This window comes from Pseudomonas sp. BN417 (genome assembly GCF_029871205.1).
Lineage (GTDB): Bacteria > Pseudomonadota > Gammaproteobacteria > Pseudomonadales > Pseudomonadaceae > Metapseudomonas.
On the sequence record NZ_SSOJ01000139.1, the window covers coordinates 46384 to 61848 of the forward strand.

Sequence of the window (15465 nt, forward strand, 5' to 3'; positions counted from 1 at the left end):
GCAGCCCACTCGATAAGCAACTCGGCTCAGGACGTTCTAGCAACACTTAATGCAGACATAGCCATTGAAATCGCCCCTACAAGCAAGAAGGCCCTCTCCACAGAGGGGCTTTCGCTTTACACCTTGAACTGATTGATCAGCCGCCGCTGCTGCTCGGCCAGTTTGGTCAGCTCGGCGCTGGCCTGGGAGGCTTCGTCGGCGCCGCCGGCGACTTCGCTGGCCACCTGGCCGATGTTGATCACGTTGCGGTTGATGTCCTCTGCCACCGCGCTCTGCTCCTCGGCGGCGCTGGCGATCTGGGTGTTCATGTCGTTGATCACCGACACCGCCTGGGTGATGGATTCCAGCGCGTGGGCGGCCTCGTTGGCGTGCTGCACGCTGGTGTCGGTCTTCTCCTGGCTGTCCTGCATCACCTTGACCACTTCACGGGTGCCGTGCTGCAGCTGCTGGATCATGGTCTGGATTTCTTCGGTGGCCTGCTGGGTCTTCTGCGCCAGGTTGCGCACCTCGTCCGCCACCACGGCGAATCCGCGGCCCTGTTCGCCGGCCCGCGCGGCCTCGATGGCGGCGTTCAGCGCCAGCAGGTTGGTCTGCTCGGCGATGCCGCGGATGGCGACCAGGATGGCATTGATGTTCTCGCTGTCCTTGGCCAGGGCCTGCACCACACCCACGGCGTGACCGATTTCGCTGGCCAGGGCGCTGATGGCCTCGACCGTGCTGTGGACGATGCGTTTGCCGTGATTGGCCGCCTGGTCGGCGTGGCTGGCGGCTTCCGCCGCGTGGGTGGCGTTGCGCGCCACGTCCTGGGCGGTGGCGGTCATCTCGTTTACCGCGGTGGCCACCAGTTCGATCTCCGCGAGCTGCTTCTGCACGCCCTGGTTGGTGCGGATGGCGATGTCGGCGGTGTGCTCGGAGGAGTCGCTGACCTTCTGCACCGAGGTCACCACCTGGCTGATCATCGACTGCAGCTTGCCGAGGAAAGTATTGAATCCACCGGCGATGGCGCCCATCTCGTCGGCGCGGTTGTTGTGCAGGCGCTGGGTCAGGTCGCCGTCACCCTTGGCGATGTCGTCGAGCATGCCGACCATATGGCGCAGCGGACGGGCGATGCCGTAGCCGACGAACCAGATCACCAGCAGGCCGAGGCCGGCGATCAGCAGGCCCACCAGGGTCATGCCGAAGATATCGGCGTCGCGTTGGGCGTGCAGGTCGCTTTGCAGCTGGGTCAACTCCTTCATCACCGCCTGCATCGGCAGCTGGATCAGCAGCGTCCAGCGAGCGTCCGTGTCGCCGATGCCGAAGGGCACCATCAGCTCGATGCGCTGGCTGACCGGGTCGATGCGGTAGGTCGGCTGGTCGTCGCGCAGATCGCGCAGACGGTTCAGGGTGCTGGTGTCGAACACCTTGGCGGCTTCTTCGCCGAGCTTGGAGCTGTCCCGGGAATAGGCCACCAGGCGATTGTTGGTGGCGATCAGGGCCAGGTCGCCGGCGCCCTCATAGAGCTGCTGGTCAGCCTTGGTGAGCAGGTCCTGGATGAAGTTCAGGGAGAAGTCGGCGCCGCTGATGCCGCGGAACTCGCCCTTGACCAGGATCGGTGCGGTGAAGGAGGAGAGGATCATGATCTTGCCGCCCACGTCATAGGGCGCGGGGTCGATGGCGCAGGGTTTCTTGCGTTCCTTCGGGCAGAGGTAGTACTCGCCTTCGCGAACGCCAGTGTTGAGCATCTTCTCGCTTTCCATGAAGCCGATAGCGTCCTGGCCCAGGCTGCCGTCGGCGTTGCGGAACCACCAGGGCAGGAAGCGGCCGCTGCCGTCGTAGCCATTGCCCTTCTGACCGGCATGGCTGGCATCCAGGCCGTCGATGGCGTTGGGCTCCCAGCCGATGTAGCTGCCGTTGAGCTTGGGGTTGCGCTCGGTGGTCTGGCGCACCAGGTTGTTCAGTTGCTCGCGGCTGATGGTCAGCCTGGGGCTGCCGCTCTCATCCGTTTCGCCCAGCAGCCCGTTGAGGTTGGCCATGTTCCTGGCGATGCCCAGCGGCAGCTCCAGCTCGCGCTGGATCTGGCTGACCTGGGAACCTGCCAGGGCCACCAGGCGCTGGTTGATCACCTGCTCGAGCAGCGCCTGGGTGCGTTGCTGCACCAGTTCCTGGGTGCGCGCACCGGAAAATAGTGCATAGAGCACCAGGGCTGCGACCACCGCCAGCACGCTGGCTCCTGCCAAGGCTGCGATGGAGAATTGGATGGACCTGAACTGCATGTGGGCTCCGGAACAAGAGGAATACGCCTGGCCCCTGTATCGGCAGCGATGTGAAATTTCCTGAGTCGAGAGTGCAGACAAAGGCGTCACGCACTGGTCTACATGCGACGTGGTTGCCCGGGTTTCGGGCCAGCCGTAGCATTACCGACCTTGCAAAGATGGAGAGCCAACATGGCCAAGCTGTTTTACCTGTCCGGGCTGACTGCGGCCCTGCTCCTGGCAGGCTGCCAGGCCGTCAATACCACCAGCGGCGGGGCAGTGGGCGTCGAGCGCAAACAGTACATGTTCAGCATGCTGTCGACCTCCGAACTCAACCAGATGTACGCCCAGTCCTACCAGCAGACGCTGAGCGAGGCGTCGCAGAAGGGCGTGCTGGACAAGAACAGCGCCGATGCGCGTCGCGTCGACGCCATCGCCAAGCGCCTGATCGCCCAGACTTCGGCATTCCGTCCGGATGCCGCGCAGTGGGCCTGGGAAGCCAACGTGATTGACAGCGACGAGCTCAACGCCAACTGCGGCCCGGGCGGCAAGATCATCGTCTACAGCGGCCTGATCGATAAGCTCAAGCTCACCGACGACGAACTGGCGGCGGTCATGGGTCACGAGATCGCCCACGCCCTGCGCGAGCACAGCCGCGAGGCCATGTCCAAGGCCTATGGGGTGCAGATGGCCAGCCAGATCGGCTCGGCGCTGGGCGTCGGCCAGTTGGGCCTGGGTGTGGCCAACACCGGTGTCGAATATCTGATGACCCTGCCCAACAGCCGCTCCAACGAGAACGAGGCGGACCTGATCGGCCTGGAGCTGTCCGCACGCGCCGGCTACAACCCGAATGCCGCCATCACCCTCTGGCAGAAGATGGAAAGGGCGGGTGGCGGCGCACCGCCGGAGTTCATGAGCACCCACCCCTCGTCCAGCACGCGCATGTCTGCGCTGCAGGCGGCCATTCCGAAGGTGATGCCGCTGTACCAGCAGGCCAAAGGGCAGCGATAGGCCCTCCGTGGTTGTCATTCCTGGCATCCCGGCAACCCGCGTTCTAGACTGCTCGCCGCCGCCCCGTGCTTTCCGGGGTGGCGTTTCTCCAGCGGATGAGGAGTTGCAGTGAAAATCGCCGTACTAGGAGCAACCGGCCTGCTCGGCCATCACACGGCTCGAGCGGTGAAGGCCGCGGGGCACCAGCTGGTGCTGATCCACCGGCCGTCGTCACGGATCGAACGACTGGCTTACCTGGAGGCCGAGAGCCGGCCCGTCGAGCTGCTCGACCATGCTGGTCTCACCCGCGCCCTCGGCGGCCTGGATGGCGTGATCTTCTGCGCCGCCGGCTACCCGAAGCGGCCGCGCCGCTGGCAGGAGGAAGTGTCCAGCGCCCTCGACCAGACCAACCATTTCTACGCCGCCTGCCTGGCCGCCCATGTGCCGCGCATCCTCTACGTCGGTGCCGCCATCGCCCTGCCGCGCCATCCCGAAGGCCTGCCCGGCCACGAGGGGCTGTTCTACGAAGGCATGCCGCGCTGGAAGAATGCCTACCTGCTGAGCAAGTGGGCACTGGATGAGCAGGCCCGCGAGCAGGCCCGCAGTGGTCTGCCGGTGGTCATCGGGATTCCCGGCATGTGCCTGGGCGAGTTCGATGCCGGGCCCAGCACCGGGCGCCTGGTCACCGCCATCGCCGACGGCTGGATGACCCACTACGTGCCCGGGCAGCGCAATCTGCTGGACGCGGCCGATGCCGGGCGCGGGCTGCTGCTGGCGCTGGAGAAGGGGCGGGTGGGGGAGCGCTACCTGCTGACCGGGCATAACATCGAGATGGCCGAACTGACCGAGCGTATCGCCGGGCTGCTCGGCATGCCGCCGCCGCAGCCCATTCCGTTGGCAATGGCCAAGGGCATGGCGGCCCTGGGGCGGCTGCGTTACCGCCTGTCTGGCGAGATGCCGAAGCTGGACGATACGGCCATCGCGGTGATGGCGGGTGGTCAGTTCCTCGACGGCAGCAAGGCGCGCCGTGAACTGGGTTTCGTTGTGGAGACGCCGCTGGAGGTCACCCTGGCGCGCACCATCGGCTGGTTCAGGGCCAACGGGTATCTCTGATCAGGGCAGGGCCTTCTCGGCCAGGTGCTGGGTCGAAAGGCCCAACTGGGCGCGGAAGGTCTCCATGTCGAACATGGTGCAGATCTCCTGCACCTCGCCCAGGCTGTTGAAGGTCCAGAAGGCCATGGCCGAGATGCTGAGGATCTTGTCGCTGGGCGGATAGCCCAGGGCGGGCTTCTGGATGCTGCCGATGAGGGTGCTCCAGGTGACCACCTTGTTGCCTTCGGCGATGCATTCCTCCACCACCACTTCCAGGTCGGGCATGGCTTCGCGGATGTTCTGCACCATCTGGCAGTAGGTCGCGCTGTTGAAGGGGCGGCTGATGAACGAACTCTTGTAGAGGAAATCCTTGCTCTGCAGTTGTTCCGCCAGGGCCAGCCGGCCCTTGTTCCAAGACAGGTCTATGTGCTGGCGAACCAGCCGTTTCATATCGTCCAGTGACATGATGCGCTCCCGTGCGCCTTGATCCAGCGTGCCACTTTAGCAGTACGAGCGTTCCAGCCATTGGCCGAAGCGCCGCTGGCCGGGGAATTGCTGCCAGACAGAGCCTGTGGATGGGGCGGGCGGCGCTCCAGCGGAACGCCGCCCGCCCCATCCTACGGTTCAGAGCAGGCCGCTGAGTTGCAGCGCCTGGTACACGGCATAGGCGGCCAGGGCGGCGAAGGCGGCAGCGGCCAGGCGACGGATGAGCGTCAGCGGCAGGCGGTCGGCGGCGAAGTTGCCGGCCAGCACCACGGGCACGTTGGCGATCAGTATGCCGAGGGTGGTGCCCATCACCACCAGCACGAAGTGCGGGTACTGGGCGGCCAGCATCACGGTGGCGACCTGGGTCTTGTCGCCCATCTCGGCGAGGAAGAACGCGATCAGGGTGGTGACGAAGGGGCCGTATTTCTTCAGCCCGGATTCTTCGTCGTCGTCCAGCTTGTCCGGCACCAGGGTCCAGAGGGCCACGGCGGCGAAGGAGGCGGCGAGGATCCAGCTCAGGGTGGCGGCGGAGAAGAAACTGGCGACCCAGGAGCCCACGGCGCCGGCGGCGAAATGATTGGCCAGGGTGGCGGCGACTATGCCCCAGATGATCGGCCAGGGCTTACGGAAGCGGGCCGCCAGCAGCAGGGCGAGCAGCTGCGTCTTGTCGCCAATTTCGGCGAGGGCGACGATCAGGGTCGGGACGAAGAGGGATTCCAGCATCAGGGTTCCTACGGGGGCGGGTCGACTAAGCACCATGACACGTACAGCCTGCCCGCCCCGGGTCAGGTTGTTCGTGTCATAGGTCTTGTCAAACCGCTGGCCTGTCTGTACAGGCTCGGGGTCGCATGCGCCATGGTCTGCGGACCAAGTGTGTTGACGCATGCCGGGCGAGCAGGGCGCTCGCGGGAGACTACTCCCCTAGGACGGGGCGCATTGTGCACAAGCCGGGTTGCCCCGGCAAGCCCGAATTGGCGGTCAGCTGTCGACGGCGCGCACGTCCATTTCCGAATAGCGCACCAGACGGCTGCCTTTCTTGAATCGATAACCAAGCCAGATGGCAAGGAACAGCGGCAGGCTGATGTAGGTGGCGGCCAGCCCGGCCCAGTCGATGCGCTCGCCGAAGAAGGCCTGGTAGTTCTGCCCCAGGGTGATCAGCAGGCAGAGGCAGAAGGCGAACAGCGGGCCGAAGGGGAACAGCTTGGCGCGGTAGGGCAGGTCCTCGAGGCGTCCGCCCTGGGCCAGATAGCCCTTGCGGAAGCGGTAGTGGGAGATGGCGATGCCCAGCCAGGCGATGAAGCCGCACATGCCCGACGTGTTCAGCAGCCAGGTGTAGAGGGTCGAATCACCGACGATCGAGGTGAAGAAGCACAGCGCACCTACCAGGGTGGTGGCGTACAGGGCGTTGCGCGGCACGCCGCTGGCGGACAGGCGTGCGAAGAGTTTCGGCGCCTTGCCCGCAAGCGCCAGGTTGTAAAGCATGCGGGTGGAGGCGTACATGCCCGAGTTGCCGGCGGAGAGGATGGCAGTGAGGATCACCGCGTTCATCACGCCGGCCGCGGCGGCAAAGCCAGCGCGTTCGAAGAGCAGGGTAAAGGGCGAGACGCTGATGTCACTGGCGTCGTTCTTCATCAGGTTCGGATCGGTGTAGGGAATCAGCATGCCGATCACGAAGATGGCCAGGACGTAGAACATCAGGATGCGCCAGAACACCTGGCGGATGGCGATGGGGATGTTCTTCTTCGGATTCTCCGACTCGCCGGCGGCGATGCCGATCAGCTCGGTGCCCTGGAAGGAGAAACCGGCGATCATCGCCACCCCGACCATGGTCTGCAGGCCGCCGACGAAGGGGGCGTCACCCTGGGTGAAGTTGCTGAAGCCGGGGGCTTCGATGCCACCCATGATGCCGAAGATGGTGGCCAGGCCGATGGCGATGAACACTACTACGGCTATCACCTTGATCAGGGCGAACCAGAACTCGCTCTCGCCAAAGCCCTTCACCGAAATCACGTTGAGCAGGAACATCAGGCCGAGGAACAGACCGCTCCAGTAGATGCCCGGTACCTCCGGCAGCCAGAAGCTCATGATCAGCTGGGCCGCCACCAGCTCGGCGGCGATGGTCACCGCCCAGTTGTACCAGTAGTTCCAGCCCAGGGCGAAGCCGAAGCCATCGTCGACGAAGCGGCTGCCATAGGTGCTGAATGAGCCGGAAACCGGAATGTGCGCGGCCATTTCGCCGAGGCTGGTCATGAGGAAGTAGACCATCAGCCCGATCAGCGCGTAGGCCAGCAGGGCGCCACCCGGGCCGGCGGTGGCCACTGTGGCGCCGGAGGCGACGAAGAGGCCGGTGCCGATGGAGCCGCCGATGGCGATCATGTTCAGGTGGCGGGGCTTCAGCGAGCGGTGCAGGCCGTCGCTGGCGGCCCGGGTGTTGGCAGTGTTGAGGTCAGTCAAGAAAAACTCCAGGTTGCCCGGCCTCTACCGGGCATGCTGCGGCTTCTGGTGTGCCGCTTGAGTATGGATGGGGCGCGGGCGCCCGCCGGTCATTTGCGGCGGGCGCTGTAGATGCGGAAGCCGTCGCCTTCGGCGAGGGTACGGCAACCGCCCAGGTGCTGTTCGATCAGGGGCTGGTATTTGAGGAAGCTGTTGGCCACCAGGCGCAGCTCGCCGCCCACCAGCAGGTGCCGGCCGGCTTCGCGCAGCAGCGTCTCGCTGGCCTGGTAGTCAGTGTGCACACCCTGGTGGAACGGCGGGTTGCTGACGATGGCCGAGAGCAGTTTCGGCGCGGCGTGGATGCCATCGCCAGCGATCACCGTTGCCTCCAGGCCATTGGCGGCCAGGGTCAGGCGGCTGCTGGCGACGGCGAAGGCGTCGACGTCAAGCAGGGTCAGCCGGCTCTGCGGATAGCGGCGCTTGAGGGCGGCGCCGAGCACGCCGGCGCCGCAGCCGAAGTCCAGCACTTCGCCGGTTGGCAGCTTCGCCAGGTTGTCCAGCAGCAGGGCGCTGCCGCGATCCAGGCGGCCATGGCTGAACACGCCGGGCAGGCTGATCACCTGCAGCGGGCCGTCTTCGAGGTCAAGGCTGTAGCGCTGGGCGAGTCGTTCGAGGTCGGGCACCGCAGGCGTCTGCTCGACATCGATCTTCCACAGCTGGCAATGGCGGGCGCTGTCGAGCTTGCGCGGCGTGCCGAAGGGGACGAGTTGCTTGGCGGCTCGTTCGATACCGGCGCGTTTCTCGCCGACCAGGTACAGCGCCTTGCCGGGCAGGCGCGCGGCGAGGGCGGCCAGCAGGTAGTCGGTCAGTTCGCGGGATTTCGGCAGGAACACCACTGCGCTGTCGAAGGGCGTTTCGGGCGGCGTCACGTCGAACCGGGTACGTCCGGAGAAGCGGGCTTCCAGGGCCGCATGCTCGCCGGCATGCCAGCTCCAGCCGCTGGCCAGGGGCAGTTGGCCCAGCAGGTCGTCAGCGGGGAGGCCGGCCAGAAGCAGCGCGCCCTGGAACAGTTCGGCCTGTCGAAGCACTACTTCGCTGCGCGGGTCCATGGGGTAGATCCTGATAAAAGCCGCGAATTTTATCAGAATCTTGTAGGACCTAACTGACCATGCGGCGAGGCATTTCCTTCAACCAGGCTTCGGCGTTCTCGGTCATCTGCAACACGATGCGCTGCCGCGCCTCGCGGCTGCCCCAGGCGTTGTGCGGGGTGACGATCAGTCGGGGGATGTCGGAGGCCAGCAGCGGGTTGCCGTCCTTCGGCGGCTCCTGGGTCAGCACGTCGGTGGCGGCACCGCCGAGGTGGCCACGGCGCAGGGCATCGGCCAGGGCGCGCTCATTGACCAGGCCGCCACGGGCGGTGTTGATCAGGAAGGCGCCGGGCTTCATCAGCGCCAGCTCCTCGGCGTCGATCAGGTTGCGGGTGTGCTCGTTGAGCGGGCAGTGCAGGGACAGGGCATCGACCCGCGGCAGCAATTCGGCCAGGGGCAGGCGGTCATCCCGCTGCGGCCGGCCGGGCAGGGCGCCGAGCAGCACCTGCATGCCGAAGGCTTCGGCCAGGCGGCCCACCGCGCTGCCCAGTTCGCCGTGGCCGAGCAGGCCGAGGGTCTTGCCCTGCAGTTCGACTATGGGGAAGTCCAGCAGGCAGAACTGGCTCGCCTTCTGCCAGCGGTCATGGCGTACGGCATCGCGGTAGTCGGCGAAGCGGGTGGCCAGGTTGAGCAGCAGCATCAGGGTGTGCTGGGCCACGGCCGGGGTACCGTAGCCCTGGCAGTTGCACACGGTCACGCCATGGGCGCGGGCGGCTGCGAGGTCGACGTTGTTGGTGCCGGTGGCGCTGACCAGGATCAGCTTCAGCTCCGGCAGGGCTTTGAGGGCAGCGGCGTCGATCAGCACCTTGTTGGTGATGGCCACCTGCGCGCCCCGGAGGCGCTCCACCACATCCCGGTGGCTGGTCTGGTCGTGCAGTTCAAGTTCGCCGAAGACCTGGCGCAGTGGATCCAGGTCGAGGTCCCCGAGGTCGAGGGAGGCATGGTCGAGGAAGACGGCGCGGATGCAGTTCGTCATCAGCTGTACCTTTTTTCCGAATCGATTGAAGGCGTAAGGTTGTCAGCCTAACAGAGCCCGTCACATCCATCGGAGGTCCAATGTACTGGACGGAATTCCTCACCGTTGCCCTGATCCACCTGCTGGCCGTGGCCAGCCCCGGGCCGGACTTCGCCATCGTGGTGCGCGAGAGTGTGGCCCACGGCCGACACGCCGGCACCTGGACAGCCTTGGGCGTGGGCGCCGGAATCTTCGTGCATGTGGCCTACTCGCTGCTGGGCATCGGCCTGATCGTTTCCCAGTCGATCATGCTGTTCAACGCGCTGAAATGGGCGGCGGCCGCCTACCTGCTGTACATCGGCATCAAGGCCTTGCGCGCCAAGCCGGCCGATCCGGTGGCCGCCGAAGCGGCGCTGATGGCCGGCGAACGCAGCCCACGCGGGGCCTTCGTCACCGGCTTCGTCACCAATGGCCTGAACCCCAAGGCAACGCTGTTCTTCCTGTCGCTGTTCACCGTGGTCATCGATCCGCACACGCCGCTGACGGTGCAGGCCGGTTATGGCGTCTACCTGGCCTGCGCCACCGCCGCCTGGTTCAGCCTGGTGGCCCTGCTGTTCAGCCAGCGACGCGTGCGCGCCGGCTTTGCCCGCATGGGCCACTGGTTCGACCGGTTGATGGGCACCGTGCTGGTGGGCTTGGGGATCAAGCTGGCTTTCACCGAGCTCAAGTAGGCACCTGGCAGCGATCTGTAGGGTTGTTAGCGCTCTTCTATCCACCACCCTACAGGTTGTGATTGGTGTTCGGCGTTGAAACCCACCAATGAAAAAGGCGCGGTATCGACCGCGCCTTTGGCATTGCCGTGAAGCCTTACAGCAGCTCGATCGCCACCGCAGTCGCTTCACCGCCACCAATGCATAGCGAAGCCACGCCGCGCTTGCCGCCCTTGTTACGCAGGGCGTTGATCAGGGTGATGATGATCCGCGAACCGGTGGAGCCCACCGGGTGGCCCTGGGCGCAGGCGCCGCCGTAGACGTTGACCTTGGCGTGGTCCAGGCCGTGTTCGCGCATGGCCAGCATGGTCACCATGGCGAAGGCTTCGTTGATCTCGAACAGGTCCACGTCGTCCTTGTTCCAGCCGGTCTTCTTGAACAGGTTGGTCATGGCGCCGATGGGGGCCAGGGTGAACTCGCTCGGGTCCTGGCTCTGGGTGGCGTGGCCGACGATCTTCGCCAGGGGCTTGAGGCCGCGGCGGGCGGCTTCTTCGGCGGTCATCAGGACCAGCGCGCTGGCGCCGTCGGAGATGGAGCTGGCGTTGGCGGCGGTGATGGTGCCGTCCTTGCGGAACGCCGGCTTGAGGCCGGGGATCTTGTCCAGGTTGGCGGTCAGGGGCTGCTCGTCGTCCTTGACCAGGACTTCACCCTTACGGGTGACCACGTTGACCGGGACGATCTCGGCGGCCAGGGAGCCATCGGCGATGGCGGCCTGGGCGCGTTTCAGGGATTCGATGGCGTAGGCATCCATCGCTTCGCGAGTGACGCCGTACTTGTCAGCGGTTTCCTGGGCGAAGGAGCCCATCAGGCGGCCGGTGCGGGCATCTTCCAGGCCGTCGAGGAACATGTGGTCCTTGATCTCGCCGTGGCCCATGCGCAGGCCGGTGCGGGCCTTTTCCAGCACGTAGGGCGCGTTGGACATGCTTTCCATGCCGCCCGCCACCATCACCGAATTGCTGCCGGCCTTGAGCAGGTCGTGGGCCAGCATCACGGCCTTCATGCCGGAGCCGCAGAGCTTGTTGATGGTGGTGCAGCCGGTGGCGGCGGGCAGGCCGGCGTTCAGCGCCGCCTGGCGGGCCGGGCCCTGCTTGAGGCCGGCGGGCAGCACGTTGCCCATGATCACTTCCTGCACGTCGGCCGGAGCAATGCCGGCGCGGCTGACGGCTTCGCGTATGGCCAGTGCGCCCAGGTCCACGGCGGACACGCCGGACAGGCTGCCCTGGAAGCCGCCCATGGGAGTACGGGCGCCACTGACGATAACGATTTCGGACATCTCGAACCTACCTTTGTGGATGACGGGCCGCGACCGGCCGGAGCCGGCGATTCTATCTCGTGACCGAAAAGAGCCAAAGGGTCACCGGTCAAATCACTCTTTTGACTGATTTGCCCCGGGGCGAAGCGTCCTAAAGTCTGGAGCAACAATAAAGTTCCCTACCTCACCAGGTGTGCCCCATGCTCCAGACCCGCATCATCAAGCCCGCCGACAACGCCTACGTCTATCCCTTGCTGGTAAAGCGCCTGCTGATGTCCGGCAGCCGCTACGAGAAGACCCGCGAGATCGTCTACCGCGACCGTATCCGCTACAGCTACGCCACCTTCAACGAACGCGTGGCGCGCCTGGCCAACGTCCTTACCCAGGCCGGGGTCAAGGCCGGCGACACCGTGGCGGTGATGGATTGGGACAGCCACCGCTACCTGGAGTGCATGTTCGCCATCCCGATGATCGGCGCGGTGCTGCACACCATCAACATCCGTCTTTCGCCGGACCAGATCCTCTACACCATGAACCACGCCGAGGACCGCTTCGTGCTGGTCAACAGCGAGTTCCTGCCGATCTACCAGGCCATCGGCAACCAGCTGACCACCGTGGAGAAGACCCTGCTGCTCACCGACGGCACGGACCACAGCGTCGACCTGCCGAACCTGGTGGGCGAGTACGAGACCCTGCTGGCGGCGGCCAGCCCGACCTACGACTTCCCCGATTTCGACGAGAACTCGGTGGCCACCACCTTCTATACGACCGGCACCACCGGCAATCCCAAGGGCGTCTACTTCACCCACCGCCAGCTGGTGCTGCACACCCTGTCCATGGCCTCCACCATCGGCGCCCTGGACAGCATCCGCCTGATGGGCACCGACGACGTCTACATGCCCATCACCCCCATGTTCCACGTGCATGCCTGGGGTGTGCCCTACGTGGCCACCATGCTCGGGGTCAAGCAGGTCTACCCGGGCCGCTATGAGCCGGACATGCTCTGCCGGCTGATACGTGAAGAGAAGGTCACCTTCTCCCACTGCGTACCCACTATCTTGCAGATGGTGATGAACGCGCCCACCGCCCAGGGCCACGATTTCGGCGGCCTGAAGATGATCATCGGCGGCAGCGCCCTGAACCGCGCCCTCTATGAAACGGCCAAGGCCCGTGGCATCCAGCTCACGGCCGCCTACGGCATGTCCGAGACCTGCCCGCTGATCTCGGTGGCGCACCTCAACGAGGAGCTGCTGGCCGGCAGCGAGGACGAGCGCACCACCTACCGCATCAAGGCCGGCGTTCCGGTGCCGCTGGTAGAGGCGGCCATCATGGATGCCGCCGGCCAGTTCCAGCCGGTGGACGGGGAATCCCAGGGCGAGCTGGTGCTGCGCGCGCCCTGGCTGACCCTCGGCTACTTCAACGAAGCGCAGAAGAGCGAGGAACTCTGGGAACACGGCTGGCTGCATACCGGCGATGTGGCCACCCTGGATGGCATGGGCTTCATCGATATCCGCGACCGCATCAAGGACGTGATCAAGACCGGCGGCGAGTGGATTTCCTCCCTGGAGCTGGAAGACCTGATCAGCCGTCACCCGGCCGTGAAGGAAGTGGCGGTGGTGGGGGTGCCCGATCCGCAGTGGGGCGAGCGTCCCTTCGCCCTGGTGGTGGTTCGTGACAATCAGGCCCTGGATGCCAAGGCCCTGAAGGAACACCTCAAGCCCTTCGTCGAGCAAGGTCACATCAATAAGTGGGCCATTCCCAGCCAGATCGCGCTTGTTACTGAAATTCCCAAGACCAGTGTCGGCAAGCTGGACAAGAAACGCATTCGTGTCGACATCGCCCAATGGCAAGCCGCCGGCAGCACTTTCCTCTCCGCGCTCTGAGCAATACGGGCCGCGCCTTTGGGGGGCGCGGCCCGGCAACCAAGCAAACGCTTGGCTTGTTATTTGCTGCTTTCTGCCAATAACTGGCTATCTTTCCTACCGAAGGATCGGACTAGTCCGTCGGAAGGTGCGAGCCAGAGTGCCTGGGGGTTCCAAATCACACTTTCGAGGGATCAAGCGCTAATACCTGCTGGCTATAGTCCGCAAGCATCAATAACAAAAAACACATGGAGTAGCGTCGATGACAACAACCACAACGTTCTGGCGCCTGGCAAAACTGCCACTGGCCGTCAGCCTCGCTTCCACGCTCGCCGCTCCGGCATTCGGCGTGAACTTCAACATCGGTGAGATCGAGGGGCAGTTCGATTCCTCGCTGTCCGTGGGGGCCAGCTGGTCCATGCGCGGGGCCGACAAGGACCTGATCGGTTTCAACAACGGTGGTGACGGGTTGTCCCAGACCTCCGACGACTCCCACCTGAACTTCAAGAAGGGCGAAACCTTCTCGAAGATCTTCAAGGGCATCCATGACCTCGAACTCAAGTACGGCGACACCGGCGTCTTCGTCCGTGGCAAGTACTGGTACGACTTCGAGCTGAAGGACGAGAGCCGCCTGTTCAAGGACATCGACGACAGCGGTCGCAAGGAAGGCGCCAAGTCCTCCGGCGCCGAGCTGCTCGACGCCTTCGTCTATCACAACTACAACATCGCCGACCTGCCGGGCAGCGTGCGCCTGGGCAAGCAGGTGGTGAGCTGGGGTGAAAGCACTTTCATCGGCAACAGCATCAACTCGATCAACCCGATCGACGTGTCCGCCTTCCGCCGCCCTGGCGCCGAGATCAAGGAAGGCCTGATCCCGGTCAACATGTTCTATGTGTCGCAGAGCCTGACCGACAACCTCTCCGCCGAAGCCTTCTACCAGCTGGAGTGGGACCAGACCGTCGTCGACAACTGCGGCACCTTCTTCGCCCAGCCCGACGTGATCGCCGATGGCTGCGACCAGAACCTGGCCGTCCTGCGCACCCAGTCCCAACTGGCCAATTCGCTGGGGCGTGTCTCGCCCGTCGTGCAGGGCGTGCTGCGCAATAACGGCGTCACCTGGGGCAATCCGGACGAGGGCGTGATCGTCCGTCGCGGTGCCGACCGTGACGCCGATGACGATGGCCAGTACGGCATGGCGTTCCGCTATTTCGCCGAGGAACTGGACACGGAGTTCGGCGCCTATTACCTGAACTACCACAGCCGTACTCCGATCTTCAGCGGAGCGGCTGCGCCCGCCAGCACCTTCGGCCTCTTCGCTCCGGGCAATCCGCGTGGCTTCGGCCCGCAACTGGCCCAGGCCCTGGCCCAGGCCGGAGTACCCGGCGCGGCCGCGATTGCCGGGCAGCTGACCCCACAGCTGGCGCCCCTGGTCGTAGCGGGCAATTCCCAGTACTTCGTCGAGTACCCGGAAGACATCCACCTCTTTGGCCTGAGCTTCTCCACCACCCTGCCCACCGGCACGGCCTGGAGCGGTGAGGTCAGCTACCGGCCCAATGCGCCGGTGCAGCTCAATACCACCGATATCCTGTTCGCTGGCCTGACCCCGCTGAACCCCAGCGTGTCGGTGCTGCGCGGCGCCCCGGGCACTGATCTGCACGGCTACCGCCGCAAGGAGATCAGCCAGTTCCAGACCACCTTCACCCACTTCTTCGATCAGGTCATGGGCGCCAGCCGCCTGACCCTGGTGGGCGAGATCGGTGTGGTCCACACCGGCGGCCTGGAAAGCACCAGCGAGGCGCGTTACGGCCGTGACCCGGTCTTCGGCCCCGGCCCGCTGCCGAACAACCAGTGCGTGGTGCTCAACACCGGCACCCTGGGCGGCAATGCCAATGCCGAGAACGTCAGCAAGTACTGCGAAGACGACGGCTTCGTCACCAGCACCGCCTGGGGCTATCGCATGCGCGCGGTGTGGGACTACAACGACGTGTTCGCCGGCATCAACCTGAAGCCGAGCGTGGCCTGGTCTCATGACGTCGACGGCTACGGCCCGAACGGCCTCTTCACCGAAGACGCCAAGGCCGTGAGCCTGGGTCTGGATGCCGAGTACCAGAACACCTACACCGCGAACGTGTCCTACACCGATTTCTTCGGCGGCAAGTACAACACCCTGATCGATCGCGATTTCCTCGCCCTCAGCTTCGGCGTGAACTTCTAAGCGGACTGCAATCTTGAGGAAGACAATG

12 protein-coding genes and 1 riboswitch are annotated in these 15465 nt (G+C 65.1%); of the genes, 5 read left to right on the plus strand and 7 right to left on the minus strand.

The features are described from left to right. Nucleotides 1–116: 116 nt before the first annotated feature. The gene (locus E8F11_RS18370; protein WP_280290272.1) at nucleotides 117–2255 is read right to left on the minus strand and encodes a methyl-accepting chemotaxis protein; all 2139 of its coding nucleotides are present in this window, start codon (nucleotides 2253–2255) and stop codon (nucleotides 117–119) included. 171 nt (nucleotides 2256–2426) lie between these two features. Here E8F11_RS18370 and E8F11_RS18375 point away from each other — a divergent pair, with 171 nt between their 5' ends. Further along, entirely contained in the window at nucleotides 2427–3245 is an 819-nt protein-coding gene (locus E8F11_RS18375; RefSeq protein ID WP_280290273.1) for a M48 family metallopeptidase, read from the plus strand. 108 nt (nucleotides 3246–3353) lie between these two features. After that, nucleotides 3354–4337 carry an NAD-dependent epimerase/dehydratase family protein gene (locus tag E8F11_RS18380; RefSeq protein ID WP_280290275.1) on the plus strand — a complete coding sequence of 328 codons (984 nt, stop codon included), beginning with the start codon at nucleotides 3354–3356 and terminating at the stop codon, nucleotides 4335–4337. Here the strand turns inward: E8F11_RS18380 and E8F11_RS18385 are convergent, their stop codons facing one another. From E8F11_RS18385 to E8F11_RS18405, 5 genes are all read right to left on the minus strand, one after another. After that, nucleotides 4338–4781, minus strand: a complete 444-nt coding sequence (locus E8F11_RS18385) for a ketosteroid isomerase-related protein (protein WP_280290276.1) — start codon at nucleotides 4779–4781, stop codon at nucleotides 4338–4340. 159 nt (nucleotides 4782–4940) lie between these two features. Then, nucleotides 4941–5522 carry a TMEM165/GDT1 family protein gene (locus E8F11_RS18390; protein WP_280290447.1) on the minus strand — a complete coding sequence of 194 codons (582 nt, stop codon included), beginning with the start codon at nucleotides 5520–5522 and terminating at the stop codon, nucleotides 4941–4943. 94 nt (nucleotides 5523–5616) lie between these two features. Further along, a riboswitch (yybP-ykoY riboswitch) is annotated at nucleotides 5617–5736 on the minus strand. 44 nt (nucleotides 5737–5780) lie between these two features. Continuing rightward, entirely contained in the window at nucleotides 5781–7256 is a 1476-nt protein-coding gene (locus E8F11_RS18395) for an amino acid permease (RefSeq protein WP_280290277.1), read from the minus strand. A gap of 89 nt (nucleotides 7257–7345) precedes the next feature. Beyond that, the gene (locus E8F11_RS18400; protein WP_280290278.1) at nucleotides 7346–8344 is read right to left on the minus strand and encodes a class I SAM-dependent methyltransferase; all 999 of its coding nucleotides are present in this window, start codon (nucleotides 8342–8344) and stop codon (nucleotides 7346–7348) included. 49 nt (nucleotides 8345–8393) lie between these two features. Then, nucleotides 8394–9359, minus strand: a complete 966-nt coding sequence (locus E8F11_RS18405) for a 2-hydroxyacid dehydrogenase (protein ID WP_280290279.1) — start codon at nucleotides 9357–9359, stop codon at nucleotides 8394–8396. A gap of 80 nt (nucleotides 9360–9439) precedes the next feature. Between E8F11_RS18405 and E8F11_RS18410 the strand changes: the two genes are divergently transcribed. Next, on the plus strand, nucleotides 9440–10069 hold the full coding sequence (locus E8F11_RS18410) for a LysE family transporter (RefSeq protein WP_280290280.1): 630 nt from the start codon (nucleotides 9440–9442) through the stop codon (nucleotides 10067–10069). Between the two features lie 136 nt (nucleotides 10070–10205). Here the strand turns inward: E8F11_RS18410 and E8F11_RS18415 are convergent, their stop codons facing one another. Next, nucleotides 10206–11381, minus strand: coding sequence for an acetyl-CoA C-acyltransferase (locus E8F11_RS18415; RefSeq protein WP_280290281.1), 1176 nt, complete (start codon nucleotides 11379–11381; stop codon nucleotides 10206–10208). 179 nt (nucleotides 11382–11560) lie between these two features. Between E8F11_RS18415 and E8F11_RS18420 the strand changes: the two genes are divergently transcribed. Together E8F11_RS18420 and E8F11_RS18425 are read left to right on the plus strand one after the other, a co-directional pair. Beyond that, entirely contained in the window at nucleotides 11561–13243 is a 1683-nt protein-coding gene (locus tag E8F11_RS18420) for a fatty acid--CoA ligase (protein ID WP_280290282.1), read from the plus strand. Nucleotides 13244–13484: 241 nt separating this feature from the next. Then, nucleotides 13485–15437 carry a DUF1302 domain-containing protein gene (locus tag E8F11_RS18425; RefSeq protein ID WP_280290283.1) on the plus strand — a complete coding sequence of 651 codons (1953 nt, stop codon included), beginning with the start codon at nucleotides 13485–13487 and terminating at the stop codon, nucleotides 15435–15437. Nucleotides 15438–15465 lie beyond the last annotated feature (28 nt).

Coding starts and splice junctions, on each gene's coding strand:
- E8F11_RS18400 (WP_280290278.1), bottom strand. CDS start 8,344: ATGGACCCGCGCAGCGAAGTAGTGCTTCGACAGGCCGAACTGTTCCAG.
- E8F11_RS18385 (WP_280290276.1), bottom strand. CDS start 4,781: ATGTCACTGGACGATATGAAACGGCTGGTTCGCCAGCACATAGACCTG.
- E8F11_RS18410 (WP_280290280.1), top strand. CDS start 9,440: ATGTACTGGACGGAATTCCTCACCGTTGCCCTGATCCACCTGCTGGCC.
- E8F11_RS18370 (WP_280290272.1), bottom strand. CDS start 2,255: ATGCAGTTCAGGTCCATCCAATTCTCCATCGCAGCCTTGGCAGGAGCC.
- E8F11_RS18425 (WP_280290283.1), top strand. CDS start 13,485: ATGACAACAACCACAACGTTCTGGCGCCTGGCAAAACTGCCACTGGCC.
- E8F11_RS18420 (WP_280290282.1), top strand. CDS start 11,561: ATGCTCCAGACCCGCATCATCAAGCCCGCCGACAACGCCTACGTCTAT.
- E8F11_RS18375 (WP_280290273.1), top strand. CDS start 2,427: ATGGCCAAGCTGTTTTACCTGTCCGGGCTGACTGCGGCCCTGCTCCTG.
- E8F11_RS18415 (WP_280290281.1), bottom strand. CDS start 11,381: ATGTCCGAAATCGTTATCGTCAGTGGCGCCCGTACTCCCATGGGCGGC.
- E8F11_RS18405 (WP_280290279.1), bottom strand. CDS start 9,359: ATGACGAACTGCATCCGCGCCGTCTTCCTCGACCATGCCTCCCTCGAC.